The following is an 18948-nucleotide window of genomic DNA, read 5'->3' on the forward strand; positions in this document are numbered from 1 at the left end:
GAGGCTCAGCCGTCGCCCGACCCTGCGCCGGCGCGCGCCAGGAGGTACGCACGCACCGCCGCGTCGTCGGTGAGCTCGGCGGCCCGGCGGAACGCCTCCGCGGCCTGCGCCTCGCGCCCGGCACGGGCCAGCAGGTCCGCGCGCGCCGCCCACCACGGCTGGAACGCCGGCGACGGCTCGGGCGGCAGCGCCGTGAGCCCGGCGTCCGGGCCGTCGACGCGCCCGACGACCGCCGCGAGCGCGACCCGCCCGCCCAGGCTCGGCGCGACCGCGTCCAGGGCCGTGTAGAGGGTGCGCAGCGCGGCCCAGTCGGTGCGGCCCGTGCGACGGCGGTCGGCGTGCACCGCCTGGATCGCCGCCTCCAGGCGGAACCGCCCGGGCACACCGGGCCGCTGCGCCCGCCGCAGCAGCGCCTCGCCCTCGGTGAGCAGGTCCGCGTCCCACGTCGTGGGGTCCTGCTCGTCGAGCGGGACGAAGACGCCCGGCGGCTGCCGCCGGGCGAGCGACAGCGTGACCAGCGCCGCGAGCGCCCACGCCTCGGGCTCGTCGTCGAGCAGCGCGGCCAGGACCACGGCCAGGTGCTGGGCCTCGCCGGCGAGGTCGCGGGCGTCCTGCCGCCAGGTGACCGCAGCGCACGCGTAGACGGCCTCCAGCACCGGCGGCAGGCGCTCGGCCATGGCCGACCGGTCGGGGACGACGAAGGGGATGCGCGCCCGGGTGATGCGGCGCTTGGCGCGCACCAGGCGCTGCTGCATGGCGGCCGGTGTCACGGCGAACGCCCTGGCGACCTGCGCCGAGTCGAGCCCGAGCACGGTCTGCAGCATCAACGGTGTGCGGACGTCGGCGGCGATGGCGGGGTGCGCGCAGACGAACAGCAGCGCGAGGCGGCGGTCGGGGATCGCGGCCGGGTCGACGTCGGCGAGCGGGTCGTCCGCCGGCAGGTCGGCGAGGGCGTCGTCGGGCAGCGGCGCGGTGCGACGGTGCGCCGCGGAGCGCCACACGTCACGGATGCGGTTGCGGGCCACGGTCAGCAGCCAGGCGTCGGGGGTGCGCGGTACGCCGTCGTCCGGCCAGCGCGTGAGCGCCTGCTCGAAGGCGTCGGCCAGGGCGTCCTGCGCCAGGGCGACGTCCCCGGACTGCGCCGCGAGCAGCGCGACCAGCCGGCCGTACGAGTCGCGGGCGGCACGCTCGGCGGCCGCCCGCGCCCGTGCGGCGCTCACGCGTTCGGCGTCCAGACGCCGTCCACCGTGTACAGCGCGCCGGGGCGCACCTCGACCGCGCCCCACGAGACGCCCGGCGCACGCCGGGCCAGCTCGATCGCCGCGTCGAGGTCGGGGACGTCGACGACGAACGTGCCGCCGAGCTGGTCCTTGGTGTCCGCGAACGGTCCGTCCTGCACCTGCAGGACGCCGTCGACGGTGCGCAGCGTGGTCGTGCTCGACGACGGCTGCAGCACCTCCGCGCCGATCAGGGCCCCGGCGGCCTGCAGCGTGGCCGCGTACGCGCTGAACTCGCGCTCACCCTCCGCCCACGCGTCCTCGCCCATCTGCTCGGCCGTCATCTCGGGGTAGTGCAGCAGGATCGTGTAGCGCATGGCGTCCTCCTCGGACGGTCTGGTCGTCATCCTCGTCGTGGGCCGGGGTGGCCGCACACCCTCATGACGATCTCGGGGACGGCCGGCAGACACCCGGGGCGTGTCCGTCGGTGCGCAGTCAGGGCGTCGGCGTGCCGAACCACCGCGCCAGGTGCTCGACGAGCCCCACCTGGTCCTCCCCGAGCCAGGCCACGTAGCCGTCGGGGCGCAGCAGGACGGCGGGCAGGTCGAGCTCGTCCGTCGCGTCGACGACGTGGTCGACCCGGTCCGCCCACCCGCCCACCGACAGCGTCCCGCCGGGGTCCAGGACCAGGCCGCGCCCCGCGTGCAGGAGGGAGTACAGCCGTCCGCGGCCCAGGGCGACGTCCCGCAGCCGACGGCCCAGCAGCGGTGGCCCGTCGCCCAGGTCGTACCGGATGCCGGTCCCGCTGACCCGCCCGGCCAGCAGGCGGCCCACGTCCGGCAGTGCCATGAGCTCGGTGAGCAGGCGGCGCACCGCCTGCGGCCCGGGCTCGGTGCGCAGCAGCTCGCTCTGGGCGCGCGTCAGCGTCAGGACGTCCTGGGCCACCGGGCGCCGCTCGTCGCCGTACGTGTCCAGGAGCCGGTCCGGTGCCCAGCCGGCGACCTGCCCCGCGAGCTTCCAGCCCAGGTTGACCGCGTCCTGGATGCCGAGGTTGAGGCCCTGCCCGCCCAGCGGCGGGTGCACGTGCGCCGCGTCCCCGGCGATCAGGACCCGGCCCACCCGGTACCGGTCGGCCAGGCGGGTCGCGTCACCGAACCGCGTGAGCGACCGGGGGGAGTGCACCCCGAAGTCGGTGCCCGCGTACGCCCGCAGCCGCGTGCGCAGCTCGTCGAGCGTGGGCGGGACGGTGCGGTCCTCGGCGACCGCCGCCGCGGGGACGACCGCGCGGTGCAGCCCGTCACCCGCGGGCCCGACCCCGAACCCCTGGTGGCGCTCGCGGACGGCGGCGACGACGCGGGCGAGCTCGTCGGGCGGCGCGGTCACCTGCACCTCGGCGAGGATCCACTCGGTGGTCGCCGCCTCGCCCGGGAACCCGATGCCGACGGCCCGGCGCACCAGGCTGTGCCCGCCGTCGCACCCGACCAGCCACGCCGCGCGCTCCCGTGTCCCGTCGGCGAGCGCGACCGTCACGCCCTCGTCGTCCTGCTCGACGCCCGTGACCTCGCACCCGCGACGCACCCGGGCGCCGAGCTCGAGGGCCCGCTCCGTCAGCAGCCGGTCGGTCACCGGCTGGGGGATGCCGAGCACGTAGCGGTGCGCGGTGTCGAGGTCCGCCGGCGCCGGCCGGTCGATCCCCGCCAGGTGCCCCACCGCCTGCGGGTACGGCTGCCCGTGCGCCAGGAACCGGTCCAGCAGGCCGCGCTGGTCCAGCACCTCGATGCTCCGTGGGTGCAGGCCCAGCGACCGCACCGCCGGGCTCGGCTCGGCGTCCCGCTCGAGCACCAGCACGTCCGCACCGTGCAGGCGCAGCTCGGCGGCCAGCATCATGCCGGTCGGCCCACCGCCGCTGATGACGACGTCCGTCATACGTCCCCCTCGGATGTCCGCGACCCGCCCGTCCGTGCGGTCGCCGGCTGCCACCGTCCCTCCGCCACTGGTCACATGGGAGGACGTCGCCCCTCTGCCACCGTCCCCGACCGACCAGTGGTCACGTGGGAGCACCTCAACCCTCTGCCACTGCCCCCAACTGACCAGTGGTCACCCGGCTCGGCCCACCGGCTGCTCACGGTCGCACCGGGCTGCGGTCGACCATCCTGGGCGACGACGGGGGTCTTGCGGCAAGCCCATGCCCGCGCCATAGTCTGAGTACGGCAGGGGAGACTCAGGTCCCCTGCCTTTCGTGTGCCTGGGGGAGGCCGGGTGGGGTTGCCCGGGCGGGAGGATCGGGTCGTCAGGCCGGTGGGAACTCCTTCGCCAGCGCCTCGTGCACCGCGACGACCTCGGTCTCGCCCAGCGAACCGGGCGCCGTCAGTCGCTCGGCGAGCTTCTTCGGCCACACCACCGCGACGTCCCTGATGACGAAGCTTCCGCCGACGAGCGGCCAGTCCGCCTCGATGAAGCAGAGGGTCCCGGTCACCGGGACCTCGGTGAGGCCGCGGTCACGGAGAGCTGACACCACGAGGTCGACCTGGCGGAGAACGCCGTCGACGAGGCGGGTGCAGTCGCGGCGACCGACGACCAGCTTCTCGACCCGTGGCCGGAACAGGCCACCCTCCACCTCCCGCGAGGGCCGCCCGGTGTAGCGCTTGGCATCGATCACGTGCACACCGGTCGGCCCCACCGCGACGTGGTCGATGTTGGCGCGCGTCCGGGGGATGCGGCGGTCGTGAAGCACCCTGACCTGCTGAGCAGCCAACGTGTCGAGCCGTGCCCCCAGCAGCTCCTCCCCTCGAGCGCCTCGGGCCCACGCCGTCGTGCTCTGCGGCTCCTCGCTGAGCGCCAGGATGAGCCCGCCGAGACGAGGGTGCGCCTCGCGGATGCGTGCTTCGCGCCCGGCCGCTCGGCGCTCGTACTCGCGACGGGCGGACGAACCCGCTGTGCCCGGGTCCACAGGCGCCATCCCGGCAGCCTGCACGGGTCCGTGTCCGGGTGTCTTCGGGCTGCCCGCTGCCGGAGACGCGCGAACCGCAGCCGCCACCGCAGCCTGTCCCAGGCAGTCGAGGCAGCGCACCGTACGGCTCGCTGCGACGTAGGCGGCCCGTGTTCGACCGGGGAGGTTTACCGCACACGTGTCGCACGTTCCCGCGTAGCGCAGCGACATGACCTTGTGAGCCACCGACTGGGAACCGCTCGAACCGTCCGTCATGTGGATGACATCGGCACCGCGGGACCCGCACGCGAGGCGCACGGCGTACCCGTCGTGAACGGCGCACCCGGCGTGCCGTCCCACGTCACCGGGCTCCGGCCGCGGGAGGATGGCGTCCCCGCCACCGAAGGAGCCCGGCATGAGCACGCCCTCGCGCCCGTCCACCCGGACCGACCACGACGTCCCGGTGCCGATGCGGGACGGGACGGTGCTGCGGGCCGTGGTGGTGCGGCCGCTGGTCGACGAGCCCGTCCCCGTGGTGCTGCTGCGCAGCCCGTACCCGCTGGCGGACGCGCGCTTCGAGACGGACCTCATGGGGCTCGCGGAGCGGGGGCTTGCCCTGGTGATGGTCGCCCTGCGCGGCACCGGTGCGTCCGACGGTGTGTTCTACCCCTGGGTGGACGACGAGCGCGACGGTGTCGACACGATCGCGTGGTGCGCGGACCAGGAGTGGTCGAACGGGCGCGTCGCGACGACGGGCCGCAGCTACGTCGCGCAGACGCAGCTGTACGCCGCGGGCGGGGCGCCGCCGGCGCTGCGCGCGATGGTCACCGGTGTCGTGCCGAGCGACCCGTGGTCGCTGACCTACACCGGCGGTGCGCTCAACCTGGGGTCGGCCCTCGGCTGGGCGGCGGCCATGGCGGGCGTCCCGCTGGCACGGCGTGCGGCGGCGGGCGAGGACGTGACCGCGCTGCAGGAGGCGTGGGGTGCGCTGCTGGGCAGCTTCCCCGCCGGGTTCGCGACGACGCCGCTGACACGGATCCCGGTGCTGGACGAGCTGTTCCCCGCCTGGCGGGACTGGGTCGAGCACGCGCACGTCGACGACTACTGGCAGCAGCACGCGCTGCCGGACCGCCCCGCCCTGCCGACGTTCGTGGTCGCCGGCTGGCACGACGTGTTCCGCGACCTCTCGCTGCGGGAGTTCGCCCGCGAGCCGCGGCACCCCGGGTCGCGGCTGGTGATCGGGCCGTGGAGCCACGGCGCCGCGGGACGCTCGCTGGGCGACGTCGACCACGGGCCGTCGGCGGCCGGTGGTGCGATCGGCCTCGACGCCCGGCTCCTGGACTTCCTCGCCGCGCACCTCGCCTCCGACGACGTCCCCGTCCCCGACGCCCCCGTGCAGGTCTTCGTGACCGGGGCGAACGTGTGGACGCACCACACGACGTGGCCCCCGCCGGCCCGCGACCTCGACCTGCACCTGCACCCGGGTGCGCTGGCCGCCGAGGCCGCTCCCGCCGGGACGCCGCCCAGCCGCTACGTGTTCGACCCGCGCGACCCCGTCCCCACCCTCGGCGGCAACACCCTGCTGCCGCAGGGCGACGCGGCCGGCACGTGCGGGTCGGTGGACCAGCGTCCGCTCGACGGGCGCACCGACGTGCTGCGGTTCGTGGGCGACCCGCTGCCGGCGCCGCTGCGCGTGATCGGGACGGTGCGGCTCACCCTGCACGCGGCGACCAGCGCGGCGGACACCGACTGGACGGCCAAGCTGGTCGACGTCCACCCCGACGGCACGGCGCTCAACCTCGTTGACGGCATCCTGCGCGCCAGCCGGCAGGACCCCACGAACCCCACGCTGCTGACCCCCGACGAGCCGCACGAGCTGGTCGTCGAGCTGGGTGCCGTGGGCCACGAGTTCGCCGCCGGGCACCGGGTCCGCCTGGACGTGTCGAGCTCGAGCTTCCCGCGGTTCGACCGCAACCCCGGCACGGGCGCACCGGCCGCGAGCGTCGCCGAGGCGGACTTCGTGACGGCGCACCAGCGGGTGCTGCACGACGCCGCGCACCCGTCCCGGCTGACGCTCCCGGTGGTCGCCGCCGACGACCAGCCCGCCGACAACTAGCCCGCCGACGGACCGCGCGACGCGGCGGCGATCGCGTCCGCCGCGCGGATCAGCCCGATGTGGCTGAACGCCTGCGGGAAGTTGCCGATGAGCCGCCCCTCGACCGGGTCGTACTCCTCGCTGAGCAGGCCGACGTCGTTCGCGAAGCCGACGAGCCGGTCCATGAGCGCCCGCGCCTCGCCGAGCCGCCCGGAGAGCGCGTACTGCTCGACGAGCCAGAAGTTGCAGATGAGGAACGGGTGCTCGTCCCCGGCGAGCCCGTCCATGCCGTTGTCGGTGCGGTAGCGGTGCACCAGCCCGTGCGCGTCGACCAGCTGGGACTCGATGCGGGCGACGGTGCCGAGCATGCGCGGGTCGTCGTGCGCGACGAACCCGGTGTGCGGCAGCTGCAGCAGTGCCGCGTCCACGCGGGTGCCGCCGTAGACCTGCGTGAAGCTGTCGAGCCCGGCGTCGAACCCGCGCTCCTCGATCTCGACGCGCAGCCGGTCACGCAGCTCGCGCCAGCGCTCCAGGGGGCCGTCCAGACCGTGCGGGTGCTCGACGGCCCGGATGCCCCGGTCGAACGCGGCCCACATCATCACGCGCCCGTGCGTGAAGTGGTGCAGCTCGCCGCGCATCTCCCAGATGCCGTTGTCCTTGCGGTCGAGGTTGCGCTCGCAGAACCGCAGCAGGCCCTTCTGCAGCCCCCAGGACCACTCGTCCTCCTCGACGCCCGCGTCACGCAGCCGCGCCAGCGCGATCATCACCTCGCCCACCACGTCGGCCTGGTACTGGTCCGCGGCGCCGTTGCCGATCCGCACCGGGCGCGACCCCTCGTACCCGGTGAGGTGGCCGAGCACCTTCTCGGTGAGCTCCCGCTCACCCCCCACGCCGTACATGATCTGGATGTGGTCGGCGTCGCCGGCGACGGCGCGCAGCAGCCAGTCGCGCCACGGCACCGCGGCGTGCGCGCGACCGTGCGCGACGGCGACCTCGATGGTGAGCGCCGCGTCCCGCAGCCACACGTACCGGTAGTCCCAGTTGCGGCTGCCGCCCAGGCTCTCGGGCAGCGACGCGGTGGGCGCCGCGACGACGCCACCGGTCCGCGCGTGGGTCAGGGCCCGCAGCACGAGCATCGAGCGCAGCACCTGGGGGTTGTAGCCGGTGTCCACGTGGCGTGCCGCCGACCACTGGGTCCAGTACTCGATGGTCGCGGCGAGCGCGTTGTCGACGGCCACGGGCGGGGGCTCGTCCTCGTACGAGGAGAACATCGTGAGGTCCCAGTCGAGGCTCTGCCTGGCCTCCAGGCGGAACCGGCCCGTCAGCCGCGGGGCGGGTGCGCCGGCACCGCCCTCGGCGTGCGCGTCGAACGCGCCCGTCGCGTGGTCGTCCGCCCAGGTCAGCAGCGGCCCGTTGAGCACCAGACCGTCCGGGCCGGCGAGCGACAGCAGCGCACGTGAGCCCTCGCGGTCGACCACACGCACCCACGGCGTGGCCCGCGCGTAGTCGAACCGCAGACGCAGGTCGTGCTCCACCTCGACGGTCCCTTCCAGGCACTGCACGCGCCGCACCAGGTCGGCGCGCTCGGTGACCAGCGGCAGGAAGTCCGTGACGCGCGCGCGGCCCGTGGGGGTCCGCCACGTCGTCTCCAGGACGAAGGTGTGCGGGATGTAGCGACGCTCGACCACCTCGCCGTCGACCACGGAGAGCTGCCAGCGGCCGTCGTCGGGGCCACCCAGCAGGGCCGAGAAGACGGCCGGGGAGTCGTAGCGCGGCAGGCACAGCCAGTCGATGCTGCCCTGGCGGGACACCAGCGGACCGGTGCACAGGTCGGACAGCAGCGCGTAGTCCTCCAGGGGCGTGCTCATCGCGGCTCCTGCGCACCGGCGACGGCACGTCCGTCGCTCCCGTCGAGCATCCCGACCCGGCGGGCCTCACGCACGTCGGGGCGGGGCCGACCTGCGACGGCGTCGGTCGTCAGCCGTCGGTCGTCAGCCGTCAGTCGTCGGTCACGTCCGCGAGCGCGTCGGCCGCGCGGATCAGCCCGATGTGGCTGAAGGCCTGCGGGAAGTTGCCGACGAGCCGCCCCGCCCCCGGGTCGTACTCCTCGCTGAGCAGGCCCAGGTCGTTCGCGTACCCGACGAGCTGCTTCATCAGCACCCGGGCGTCCTCGACCCGCCCGCTGCGGGCGTACTGCTCCACCAGCCAGAAGCAGCAGATGAGGAACGGGTGCTCGTCGCCCGCGAGCCCGTCCATCCCGGTGTCCGTGCGGTACCGACGCACCAGGCCGTGCCCGTCGACCAGGTCCCGCTCGATCCGGGCGACGGTCCCGAGCATGCGCGGGTCGTCGTACGCGAGGAACCCGGTGTGGGGCAGCTGCAGCAGCGAGGCGTCCACCTCGCTGTTCTCGTACGTCTGCGTGAAGCTGTCGAGCTCCGCGTCGAAGCCCCGGGTCTCGATCTCCTCGCGCAGGTGCTCGCGCAGCTCGCGCCACCGCTCGACCGGCCCGTCGAGGCCGTGCTGCTCCACCGCCCGCACGCCCTGGTCGAACGCGGCCCACATCATCGCCCGGCCGTGGGTGAAGTGGTGCAGCTCGCCGCGCATCTCCCAGATGCCGTGGTCCTTGCGGTCGAGGTGCTCCTCGGCGAACCGCAGGAGGCTCTTCTGCAGGCCCCACGTGTACTCGTCGTCCGCGACGCCGGCGTCGCGCAGCATCCCGAGCGCGATCATCACCTCGCCCACCACGTCCGCCTGGTACTGGTCGGCGGCGCCGTTGCCGATGCGCACGGGGCGCGACCCCTCGTAGCCGTCGAGGTGGTCGAGCACCTTCTCGTCGAGCTCACGCTCCCCGCCGACGCCGTACATGATCCGCACGTCGTGCGCGTCGCCCGCCACCGCGCGCAGGAGCCAGTCGCGCCACAGGCACGCGCCCTCCGTGAGGCCGTGCGCGACGGCGACCTCGATGGTCAGCGCCGCGTCGCGCAGCCACACGTAGCGGTAGTCCCAGTTGCGCTCACCCCCGATCTCCTCCGGCAGCGAGGCGGTGGGCGCGGCGACCATCCCGCCGGTGTCCCCGTGGGTGAGGGCGCGCAGCACGAGCATCGAGCGCAGCACCAGGGGGTCCCGGCTGGTGCGGATCGTCACCTTGGAGGACCAGTCCGTCCAGAACCTCAGCGTCTCGGCGAGGGCCCGGTCCACGTCGATCGGCTCCGGGGGCTCGTGGTACGACGGGAACCAGGCCAGGTCCCAGTCGCGCACGTCGCCCGCGTCGAGGCGGAACCGGCCGGTGAGGCGGGGAGCCCGGAGCCCGCCGGGCTGGTCGCCGGCGGTGAAGGCCCCCGGCTGGTCGACCGCGGCCTCGGGGTCCGCGACCCCGTCCCCGTGGTCGTCGCTCCACCCCAGCAGCGGGCCGGTCACCAGCACGCCGTCGGGTCCCGCCAGGGAGGTCAGCGCCGGCTGCCCGTGGTGGTCCACGACCCGCACCCAGGGGGTGGCCCGCGCGTAGTCGAAGCGCAGCCGCAGGTCGTGCTCGACCTCCACCGTGCCGTCGAGGCACTCGACGCGTCGCACCAGGTCGTCCCGCTGCGTCGACACGGGCAGGAAGTCGGTGACGCGGGCCGTGCCCGTGGGGCTGCGCCACGTCGTCTCGAGCACGAACGTCTGCGGCAGGTAGCGGCGCCCCACGACCTCCCCGTCGACCACCGACATCTTCCAGCGCCCGTCGTCGGGACCGCCGAGGACGGCGGAGAACACCGCGGGGGAGTCGAACCGCGGCAGGCACAGCCAGTCGATGCTGCCGTCACGTGACACGAGGGGACCCGTGCGCAGGTCGGACAGCAGGGCGTAGTCCTCGAGGGGGGTGCTCACCTCGTCCTTTGTACGTGCTGGACGCGCGTCCCGCTCGCCGAGCGGGGTGGACGACGCGCGCGCCGACCCGCCCCCGCCGGGCCGTGCCGGGTCACTCGCCCGCACGCAGGTGCGGGAGTCAGCCCTCGTCCGGTGCGTCCTCCGCCTCGTCGGCACCGGCGGGGCGCGACGGTCCGTCGACGTCCGCCGGGTCCGGGCCGGGACCGGTGTCGGCGGGCGTCCGGCGGTGCTCGTCGCCGTGCGCCGGCGCGCCGGGGGAGGCGGGTCCGGGGTTCTCGCTCATGCGTCGCTCCTTCGCGTCACGTGGCGCGGCACCGGCGCCGCGCCTACCGAGCATCGCCGTCGGGAGCGCGTCGCGCACGTCGGCGAGCGGTGCCGGGCGGGCCGTCACCCGACCGGTCGGCCGGGCCCGGAGCGCGGGCCGCTCTGGTTGCGGGTGGGCGGGCACCGACGCACGCTGGGCGGACGCAGGCCCGACGACGCAGGAGGCTCCCATGAGCGAGACAGACGACGGCCGACCCGTCACGGACGCCGACGAGCTGTCCGACGACGGCGTCGGCGGCACCGCGACCGACGAGCCCAGCACGTTCGAGCCGGAGGAGGACCCCGACGCCACGGAAGGCTGACGCCACCACGGAGCCGCCGGAGCCGCCCGACGCGCTGGGCACCTACCGGTCGATGCGTGACTTCACGCGCACGGCCGAGCCCGCGGGCGCGCCCCCGGCGGGAGTGGAGGGCACCGGGCGCCGCTTCGTCGTGCAACGGCACCGCGCGCGCCGGCTGCACTACGACGTGCGGTTCGAGATCGACGGCGTCCTCGTCAGCTGGGCCGTGCCCAAGGGGCCGACGCTCGACCCGGCGGCGCGTCGCATGGCCGTGCACGTCGAGGACCATCCCCTGGAGTACGAGGACTTCGAGGGCGTGATCCCGCACGGGCAGTACGGCGGCGGCGACGTCATCGTGTGGGACCGCGGCACGTGGGAGCCGTACAAGAGCGACGACCCGGCCGCGGAGGTGGCCGGGGGTCTGCTGCACGCCGAGCTGTACGGCGAGCGGCTGCGCGGCAAGTTCCTGCTGGTCCGGCGCGACGGCGGCGCCCGCGACGGCAAGGAGCAGTGGCTCATGCTCCACAAGAAGGACGAGCACGCCGTCGACGGCTGGGACGCGGAGGACCACCCGACGTCCGTGGTGTCGGGACGCACCAACGACGAGGTCGCCGCCGCCCCGGACCGGCTGTGGCGCTCGGGCGTCCCGGCGTCCGAGGCGGAGGTCGAGACGCATCCCGCGGCGCCGCAGGTCGACGGGCCGTCCGACGACGAGCTCGCCGCGCTGGACGACCTCGGCGCGTCGGGCACGTGGGAGGTCTTCGGGCGGCGGCTGCGCGTCACGAACCTCGACAAGGAGCTGTTCCCCGGCCGGGACGACGAGCCGCCGGTGACCAAGCGCGAGCTGCTGCGCTACGCGGCGCGGATCGCGCCCGTCGCCCTGCCGTACCTGGCGGGCCGCGCGCTCAACATGCACCGCTTCCCGCAGGGCGCCGCCACCGCCGGGTTCTGGCACAAGCAGCTGCCGGACCACGCACCGGACTGGGTGCCGCGCTGGGACCGGCCCGACGTCGACCCGGGGGAGTCCACCACCTACCTCGTGGTGGACGAGGCCGCGGCGCTCGTGTGGCCCGCCAACTTCGGGGCGCTGGAGTGGCACGCGTGGACGTCGCGCACGTCGGCCCCCGACCTGCCGACGTACGCGCTGGTGGACCTGGATCCCGGCCCGTCGACCGCCTGGGACGACCTGGTGCTGCTCGCCCGGCTGCACCGCGACGCGTTCGAGCACGTCGGCGTGCGGGCGTTCCCCAAGCTCACCGGGCGCCGCGGCATCCAGGTGTGGGTGCCGGTCACCGTCGGCCCGTCGTTCGACGAGACGCGTGCCTGGGTCGAGCGGCTCTCGCGCACCGTCGGCAAGGTCGTGCCCGACCTGGTGAGCTGGCGCTGGGAGGTGCGTGAGCGCGGTGGGCAGGCGCGGCTCGACTACACCCAGAACGCGGTGAACAAGACGCTCGTCGCGCCGTACAGCCCGCGGGCTGCGGCGGGTGCGCCGGTGTCCGCGCCGATCACGTGGGACGAGCTCGACGCCGAGTGGCTGCGCCCCGACGCGTTCACCGTCCGCACCGTCCTGGAGCGCGTCGCGGAGCGCGGTGACCCGTTCCGGGGTGCGCTCGCGGGTGACCAGGTGCTGCCCCCGCTGCGCTGACGGCGTGCGCTGCCGGTCCGCGCTGACGGCGTGCGCCGCCGGTCCGCGCTGCCGGTCCGCGCGCCCGGCGGCTCGTCAGGACCCGTGCTCCGTCCGCCGGTCGCCGTCGCGCCCGCGCCTCTCGGTGCCCGCGTCGTCCGCCGGCGAGGTCCCCGTGCGCCGTGCCGCGGCCTCCCGGAGTGCCCGCCCGCGCTCGACGTCCTTCTCGAGGCGCGCCTGACGCTTCTCGCTGGCGCGGGTGTCGCGCGGGGGCAGCTGGAGGGTGCGCTCGGCCGCGATGCCGGCCTGCAACTCGCGGCCGCGCTCGAGCTCGGCGTCCAGCTCGGCACCGAACAGCAGGGCCAGGTTGGTCAGCCAGAGCCACAGCAGCAGCACGATCACGCCGGCGAGCGAGCCGTACGTCTGGTCGTAGCTCGAGAAGTTCGCGACGTACAGGCCCAGGCCGGCGGTCGCGAGCACCCACACGACGATCGCGATGAACGCCCCGACGGTGATCCAGCGGAAGCGCGGCTGCCGCACGTTGGGCGTCCGGTGGTACAGCAGCCCGACGGCCAGGACCACGAGGAGCAGCACGATCGGCCACTTGACGACCTGCCACACCGTGACGACCGTCGAGCTGAGGCCCACGGCCTCGCCGACGGCCTCCGCGACCGGACCGGACAGCACGAGCAGCGCGACCACCAGCACCGCGATGACGACGAGGACGGCGGTGAGCAGCAGCAGGGCCGGGCGCAGCTTCCAGACCGGTCGACCCTCGTCGACCTCGTAGATGCGGTTCATGCCGCGGCTGAACGCGGCGACGTACCCGGACGCGGACCACAGCGCGACGACGAGGCCCAGGAGCAGAGCGAGCCCGGCCGCGGGCACGTCGGTCAGGCGCTCGAGCACCGGGCGCAGCCCTTCGACCTGCTCGCCCGCCCCGGCGTCGGTCGCCAGGTCGACGATGCCCTGGACCGCCTGGTCGGGGTCGTCCACCAGCGACAGCACGGACACGACGGCCAGCAGGGCCGGGGCGATCGCCAGCACGGCGTAGTAGGTCAGCGCCGCGGCCAGGTCCGTGCACTGGTCACCGAGGAACTCCCGCACCGTGGTCCGCAGCACGTACAGCCACGACGGCTTGTGCAGGTCGGTGGGGGAGTCGGGCTTGCGGGGGTCGTCGGGGCTCGGTGCGTCAGCCTTGTGGGCGGCGGCACCGGTGGCGTCGTCGGCCGGCGCGGGGGTCGCGGAGGTCATGGGCACTCCCGGTGCGGGTCATGGCAGGAACATCCGTCAGCATGGGTGACGCGGGTCGTCGGCGCACCTGGGCGAAAATGTTTCGGCAGTCCGCCCGCTCCGTCGGGCGCAGCGATTCCGCAGGCCACGCGATATTGACCTGGTCGGACTGCGCCCGTACAGTCGCAGCCGCGACCAGACCGGTGGCGAAACTGTTTCGATCTCGACGAGGAGCCGGCATGGCCGCGCCGACGCAGTCCGACACCACCCGCCCGCTCACCGTGGACGGCGCCCCGCCCAGCGGCCGCCCGATGCACCACGTGTGGAACCAGTGCGTCGGCGCGGGCCGTGCCAACGAGGCGCTGCGGGCCGACTGGCAGGCGCACTTCCGTGAGGCGGTCGACGTGCTCGGCGCCCGCTACGTGCGCTTCCACGGGCTCTTCCACGACGACATGTTCGTGTACCGCGGCAACGACGGCGGGGGTGGCGGCTTCGGCCCGCCGACGCCGCTCGCGGAGCCGGTCCACACGTTCAGCTACGTCGACAAGGTCTTCGACTTCATCCTGGAGACCGGCGCCAGGCCCTTCGTCGAGCTCGGCTTCATGCCGCGCGACCTGGCCACGCAGACCGAGACCCTGTTCTGGTGGAAGGCGCACTGCAGCCCGCCGACCGACATGGGGCGGTGGGCCGACCTGGTCGCCGCCACGGTGCGGCACTGGATCGAGCGCTACGGCATCGACGAGGTGCTGCAGTGGCGGTTCGAGGTGTGGAACGAGCCCAACCTCGTCCCGAAGTTCTGGACCGGGACCCGCACGCAGTACTTCGAGCTCTACGAGGCGAGCGTGCGCGCCATCAAGGCGATCGACGAGCGGCTGCTCGTCGGCGGGCCGTCCACCAGCGTCTTCGTCCCCGACGACCGGTACGCCGGCGAGTACGAGGACGGCAGCAAGTCGATCGCCACCGGCCTGGCGGAGGACCCCGACGCCCTCGACTGGCGCCCCGTGTGGGTCGAGGAGTTCATCGCCTGGTGCCACGAGCGCGACCTGCCCGTGGACTTCTTCACCGCGCACCTGTACCCGACCGACTACGCGGCCACGCCCAGCGGCGGTGCCAAGGAGATCAGCCGGTACGTCGACGCCACCTACGACGACCTGACGCTGCTGCAGCGCATCGTCGCCGACAGCCCCTACGCGGGTGCCGAGATCCACATCACCGAGTGGTCGACCTCGCCGTCGAGCCGTGACCGCAGCCACGACGCCCTGTTCGCCGCCACGTACATCACGCGCGCCTACCTGCGCTGCGCGGCGCTCGCCGACTCCATCTCGTACTGGACGTTCACGGACGTCTTCGAGGAGGGCGGGGCCGGTCTGGGCCCGTTCCACGGCGGGTTCGGCCTCGTCAACGAGCAGGGTCTGCACAAGCCGACGTTCCACGCGTTCCGGATGCTCGCGCAGCTGGGCGACGAGGTCGTGGCCGAGCTGCCGCACGGCGTCGTGACGCGGGACGGCGCGACCGGGCGCGTCTCCGGCGTCCTGTTCCACTACCCCGACGAGATGGGCGGCCGGTCCGTCCGTGCGCAGAACAGCTACGCGGCTGCGCGCGGCCTGGCGGAGGTGGGCACGAGCCGCCGGGTGACGCACACCGTCGCAGGGCTGCCCGCGGGTGCGACGTTCGACGTCGTCCAGCTCGACTGGGAGCACGGCAACGTCGCCGAGGCGTGGCACGCGATGGGCGAGCCGATCAACCTCACCCTGCCGCAGACCGCGCAGCTGCGGGCGGCGGCCGACGACCTGCTGCGCAGCACGCTCACCGCGTCGGACGACGGCGTCCTGGAGATCGACCTCGAGCTGCCGGCGTGGGCCGTCGTGGGCATCGTCCAGACGGTGCCGCCCGCCACGTCCTGACACGCGGTCGCGCCCGTCGTCCGCGACGGGCGCGACCGTCCGTGCGCCGGTGCCGGCCCGCCCGCTCGCCCGCGGTCAGGCGCGTGACGCCACCACGTCGAGGGTGCCGTCCACGCCGTCGCCCGCGGCGCCCGACGGCTCGCGCTCGTCCGTCGGCCCCGACCAGGGCAGCCAGGCGTGCACGCGGACGGTGCCGTCGGGCCGCACCCCGGCGTCGAGCTCCCCGCCGGCGAGGCGCAGCCGCTCGGCCAGCCCGGTCAGCCCCCAGCCGGAGCCTGGCAGCGTCGTCGGCACCGGCCCGGGCACGGGGTGGGTGACCTCCAGGACGACGCGTCCGCCCGGTGCGCCGTGCACCCGCACGTGCACGGGTGCGCCCGGCGCGTGCGCGCGGGCGTTCGCCAGGGCCTGCTGCGCGACGCGGTAGAGGTGACGGCTGGTCGCCACCGGCAGCTCCGCCAGCGTGTCCGCGTCGAGGCGGTCCAGCGTGGACGTCACGGGGGACCCCGCCGCGCGGACACCCTCGATCAGCTCGTCGACCTGCGCGAACGTCGGTTGGGGCCGGGACTGCTCGTCGGTGGCGGAGGTGTCGCGCAGCAGCCCCAGGACCTCGCGCAGCTCCCCGAGCGCCTCGTGCGCGCTCTGGCGGACGACGGCAGCGGTCTCGCGCACCTGCTCGGGGTCGAGCTCCGCGCGGTACTCCAGCGCGCCGGCGTGCAGCGCCACGAGGGACAGCCGGTGGGCGAGCACGTCGTGCATCTCGTGGGCGATGCGGTTGCGCTCGGCGGCGCGTGCCCCGTCGCCGCGCGCGTCGGCCTCGCGCCGGGCGATCGCGGCCTGCTCGCGCAGCGACGCGAGCAGGGCGCGGCGGCCACCGATGAACATGCCGGTCACGACGGCGAGGGCCGTGTTCAGCACCTGCCCGGCCGCCAGGATGCGCAGGTCGTCGGGCAGGACGCCGGCCGGCAGCACCCACGCGAGGAAGACCCGCTGGCCGACGAGCGACGCGACGAACCACAGCGCGCAGACCGCCGCGGTCTCCAGGCGTCGGCGTCGCGCGGCGAGGGACACCACGGCGAACAGCACCAGGAACGACGAGAACAGCGAGAACGACCCGGCGACCACGATGATGCTCGTGACCAGGCGCGGGGCACGGTGCCGGGCCACGTACGCCACGGCGCACAGCAGCAGGCACGCCAGGTCGACGAGCATCCACATCTCCCCGAGCGGCCCGCCGGGGTACGGCCCGGTCGTCAGGACGAGGCCGTAGACGACCAGCCCGTTGAGGCTGCTCACGGCGATCGCGACGAGCAGCCGCCACGCGTGGGCCCAGACGCGTCGGGCCGTGCTCGGCGAGTCCACGGTCAGACGTCGCCCGCCTCGTGCACACAGATCGCGATGTGCGTGCGGTTGTCCGCCGGCATCTTCTCCAGGATGCGGCTGATGTGGGTCTTCACGGTCGCGACCGTGATGAACAGCTCGGAGGCGATCTCCGCGTTCGACAGCCCTCGCCCGATCGCGCGCGCGACGTCCCGCTCGCGCTCGGTCAGCGCGTCGAGCCGCGCGCGGGCGGCGGTGCGGCGCTCGTCGCGCGGCCGCTGCGTCACCGACGCGATGAGCCGGTCGGTGACCGACGGCGACAGGGTCGTGCGCCCCGCACCCGCGTCGAGCACGTGCCGCACGATCTCGGCCGGCGGGGTGTCCTTCAGCAGGAACCCGGCGGCTCCCAGCCGCAGCGCGCCGAGCACCATCTCGTCCGTGTCGAACGTGGTGAGGATGACGACCCGGGAGTCCGGCTGCTCCGTGAGCAGCCGCTCGGTCGCGCCGAGCCCGTCGAGCCGCGGCATCCGGATGTCCATGAGCACGACGTCGGGCGCCGTGCGTCGCACCACGTCGATCGCCTCGAGGCCGTCACCGGCCTCGCCGACCACGTCGATCGCGGGGTCCGCCCCGAGGATGAGGCGCAGGCCCACCCGCACGAGCGTCTCGTCGTCGACGAGCACGACCCGCACCGTCTGCCGCTCCGACCGGGTCCCCGCCTGCTCCGCCGTCGCCGTCACGTCCGTCCTTCCGTCGAGCCCGTCGCGAGGTGCCGCGGGCGTGCGTCTCGTGGTGCCGCGTGGAGCGGCGCCACCTCGGGTGGTGCCACGTCCGGTGGCGCCGCGGTCACGCGGCCTCCTCCGGTGCCGCGGCCCAGGGCAGCCACGCCCGGACCGTGAACGTGCCGTCGGCGCGTGCCCCCGCGTCGAGCTCGCCCCCGGTGAGTCGCAGCCGCTCGGCCAGCCCCGTCAGCCCCCAGCCGGACGACGGCAGCCGCGTGGCGGGCGCCGTGGGCGGCACGGGGTTGCTCACCTCGAGCGCCACGCGCTCGCCCGGCGCCCCGTGGACGCGGACGTGGACCGGCGCGCCCGGCGCGTGCTTGCGGGCGTTGGTCAGCGTCTCCTGCACGACGCGGTACAGGTGACGGCTGGTGGACGCCGGCAGTCGCGCCAGGTCGTCGTGCGCGACGCGGTCCAGCTCGACGGTCACGGGTGAGCCCGCCGCGCGTGCGTCGTCGACGAGCTCCTGGACCTGCGCGAACGTCGGCTGCGGCCGTGACTGCTCGTCCGCGGGCGACGGCTCGCGCAGCAGGCCGAGCACCTCGCGCAGCTCACCGAGGGCCTCGTGCGCGTTCTCCCGGACGACGGCAGCGGTCTGCCGGACCTGCTCCGGGTCCAGGCCGGTGCGGTACTCCAGGGCGCCCGAGTGCAGCGCGACCAGGGACAGGCGGTGCGCCAGCACGTCGTGCATCTCGCGGGCGATGCGGTTGCGCTCGCTCGCCCGGGCGGAGTCGTCGAGGGCGTCCGCCTCACGGCGCGCGATCGCCGCCTGCTCGCGCAGGGACGTCACCAGCGCGCGCCGCCCCCCGATGAACATGCCCGTCACGACGACGAGCGCGGCGAACGCCGCGGTCATGATGACGGTCCACAGCTCGTCGGTTCCCGCGGTGCCATCGTCGACGACCACCCACGCGCTGAACGCGCGCTCGCCGACGAGCATCGCCCCGAGCCACAGGGCGTACACCGGCAGGATCTCCGACCAGCGCCGCCGCGTGGCGAGCGACACCACCGCCAGGAGCACGAGGCCCGAGGCGAGGACCGAGAACGAGCCGACGATCACGAGCAGGCCGGTGACCAGCAGCGGGGACCGGTACCGGCGCAGGTACAAGGGGACGCAGGCGAGCAGGCAGACCGCGTCCAGCACCATCCAGAAGACGGTGCCCGGCCGGTACTCGACGGGCCCGAACGCACCGTCCAGGGAGGTGATGTAGGCCGCGGCGTAGGTGAGGAGGCCCGCGCCCACGCCCATGCCCACCCCGAGCACGAGGCGCCACGTGCGCGCCCACACCCGGCCCCGCCGCCCCGCGTCGGGCGCGGGGTCGGGTGTGGCGGTCCTGGTCACGCAGCGATGCTAGGCGGACCGGGTCGTCGTCCGGAT

General features: G+C 74.8%; 15 protein-coding genes. 4 read left to right on the forward strand and 11 right to left on the reverse strand.

Going from position 1 to position 18948, the window contains the following annotated elements:
* Positions 1-5: 5 nt before the first annotated feature.
* From KG103_RS04250 to KG103_RS04265, 4 genes are all read right to left on the reverse strand, one after another.
* A complete protein-coding gene (locus KG103_RS04250) occupies positions 6-1220 on the reverse strand; it encodes an RNA polymerase sigma factor (protein WP_207342361.1) in 1215 nt (404 codons plus the stop codon).
* Positions 1217-1594, reverse strand: coding sequence for a YciI family protein (locus tag KG103_RS04255; RefSeq protein WP_207342389.1), 378 nt, complete (start codon positions 1592-1594; stop codon positions 1217-1219). Before KG103_RS04255 ends, KG103_RS04250 begins: the two co-directional genes overlap by 4 nt.
* Before the next feature lie 118 nt (positions 1595-1712).
* A complete protein-coding gene (locus KG103_RS04260) occupies positions 1713-3143 on the reverse strand; it encodes an FAD-dependent monooxygenase (RefSeq protein ID WP_207342388.1) in 1431 nt (476 codons plus the stop codon).
* Between the two features lie 364 nt (positions 3144-3507).
* Positions 3508-4422: a nuclease-related domain-containing protein gene (locus tag KG103_RS04265; protein WP_249670799.1), complete on the reverse strand. Its 915-nt coding sequence runs from the start codon at positions 4420-4422 to the stop codon at positions 3508-3510.
* 139 nt (positions 4423-4561) lie between these two features.
* Here KG103_RS04265 and KG103_RS04270 point away from each other — a divergent pair, with 139 nt between their 5' ends.
* On the forward strand, positions 4562-6262 hold the full coding sequence (locus KG103_RS04270) for a CocE/NonD family hydrolase (protein ID WP_207342360.1): 1701 nt from the start codon (positions 4562-4564) through the stop codon (positions 6260-6262).
* On the opposite strand, the gene KG103_RS04275 is transcribed toward KG103_RS04270, so the two are convergent.
* The 3 genes from KG103_RS04275 to KG103_RS04285 all read right to left on the reverse strand — a co-directional run bounded on the left by KG103_RS04275 (position 6259) and on the right by KG103_RS04285 (position 10391).
* Positions 6259-8109 carry a glycoside hydrolase family 15 protein gene (locus tag KG103_RS04275; protein ID WP_207342359.1) on the reverse strand — a complete coding sequence of 617 codons (1851 nt, stop codon included), beginning with the start codon at positions 8107-8109 and terminating at the stop codon, positions 6259-6261. The genes KG103_RS04270 and KG103_RS04275 overlap by 4 nt on opposite strands.
* Before the next feature lie 130 nt (positions 8110-8239).
* Complete coding sequence (locus KG103_RS04280) at positions 8240-10108, reverse strand: glycoside hydrolase family 15 protein (RefSeq protein WP_207342358.1); 1869 nt, start codon at positions 10106-10108, stop codon at positions 8240-8242.
* A 118-nt stretch (positions 10109-10226) separates the two neighbouring features.
* Positions 10227-10391: a hypothetical protein gene (locus KG103_RS04285; RefSeq protein WP_207342357.1), complete on the reverse strand. Its 165-nt coding sequence runs from the start codon at positions 10389-10391 to the stop codon at positions 10227-10229.
* 211 nt (positions 10392-10602) lie between these two features.
* Here KG103_RS04285 and KG103_RS19005 point away from each other — a divergent pair, with 211 nt between their 5' ends.
* Positions 10603-10734: a hypothetical protein gene (locus KG103_RS19005; RefSeq protein ID WP_256439602.1), complete on the forward strand. Its 132-nt coding sequence runs from the start codon at positions 10603-10605 to the stop codon at positions 10732-10734.
* Between the two features lie 34 nt (positions 10735-10768).
* Entirely contained in the window at positions 10769-12358 is a 1590-nt protein-coding gene (gene ligD / locus KG103_RS04290) for a non-homologous end-joining DNA ligase LigD (protein WP_256439608.1), read from the forward strand.
* Positions 12359-12433: 75 nt separating this feature from the next.
* Here the strand turns inward: ligD and KG103_RS04295 are convergent, their stop codons facing one another.
* On the reverse strand, positions 12434-13591 hold the full coding sequence (locus KG103_RS04295) for a YihY/virulence factor BrkB family protein (protein WP_207342355.1): 1158 nt from the start codon (positions 13589-13591) through the stop codon (positions 12434-12436).
* Between the two features lie 218 nt (positions 13592-13809).
* On the opposite strand from KG103_RS04295, the gene KG103_RS04300 reads away from it, so the two are divergent.
* On the forward strand, positions 13810-15474 hold the full coding sequence (locus KG103_RS04300) for a GH39 family glycosyl hydrolase (protein WP_207342354.1): 1665 nt from the start codon (positions 13810-13812) through the stop codon (positions 15472-15474).
* Positions 15475-15549: 75 nt separating this feature from the next.
* Here KG103_RS04300 and KG103_RS04305 read toward each other — a convergent pair whose 3' ends face one another.
* The 3 genes from KG103_RS04305 to KG103_RS04315 all read right to left on the reverse strand — a co-directional run bounded on the left by KG103_RS04305 (position 15550) and on the right by KG103_RS04315 (position 18912).
* Positions 15550-16833 carry a sensor histidine kinase gene (locus KG103_RS04305; protein ID WP_249670800.1) on the reverse strand — a complete coding sequence of 428 codons (1284 nt, stop codon included), beginning with the start codon at positions 16831-16833 and terminating at the stop codon, positions 15550-15552.
* Between the two features lie 2 nt (positions 16834-16835).
* Entirely contained in the window at positions 16836-17531 is a 696-nt protein-coding gene (locus KG103_RS04310; protein ID WP_207342353.1) for a response regulator, read from the reverse strand.
* 106 nt (positions 17532-17637) lie between these two features.
* Positions 17638-18912, reverse strand: coding sequence for a sensor histidine kinase (locus KG103_RS04315; protein WP_249670801.1), 1275 nt, complete (start codon positions 18910-18912; stop codon positions 17638-17640).
* Between the last annotated feature and the right edge of the window lie 36 nt (positions 18913-18948).

The organism is Cellulomonas wangleii, from assembly GCF_018388445.1.
GTDB classification, from domain to species: domain Bacteria; phylum Actinomycetota; class Actinomycetes; order Actinomycetales; family Cellulomonadaceae; genus Cellulomonas; species Cellulomonas wangleii.

Coding starts and splice junctions, on each gene's coding strand:
- KG103_RS19005 (WP_256439602.1), top strand. CDS start 10,603: ATGAGCGAGACAGACGACGGCCGACCCGTCACGGACGCCGACGAGCTG.
- KG103_RS04295 (WP_207342355.1), bottom strand. CDS start 13,591: ATGACCTCCGCGACCCCCGCGCCGGCCGACGACGCCACCGGTGCCGCC.
- KG103_RS04285 (WP_207342357.1), bottom strand. CDS start 10,391: ATGAGCGAGAACCCCGGACCCGCCTCCCCCGGCGCGCCGGCGCACGGC.
- KG103_RS04270 (WP_207342360.1), top strand. CDS start 4,562: ATGAGCACGCCCTCGCGCCCGTCCACCCGGACCGACCACGACGTCCCG.
- KG103_RS04265 (WP_249670799.1), bottom strand. CDS start 4,422: ATGACGGACGGTTCGAGCGGTTCCCAGTCGGTGGCTCACAAGGTCATG.
- KG103_RS04300 (WP_207342354.1), top strand. CDS start 13,810: ATGGCCGCGCCGACGCAGTCCGACACCACCCGCCCGCTCACCGTGGAC.
- KG103_RS04275 (WP_207342359.1), bottom strand. CDS start 8,109: ATGAGCACGCCCCTGGAGGACTACGCGCTGCTGTCCGACCTGTGCACC.
- KG103_RS04255 (WP_207342389.1), bottom strand. CDS start 1,594: ATGCGCTACACGATCCTGCTGCACTACCCCGAGATGACGGCCGAGCAG.
- KG103_RS04260 (WP_207342388.1), bottom strand. CDS start 3,143: ATGACGGACGTCGTCATCAGCGGCGGTGGGCCGACCGGCATGATGCTG.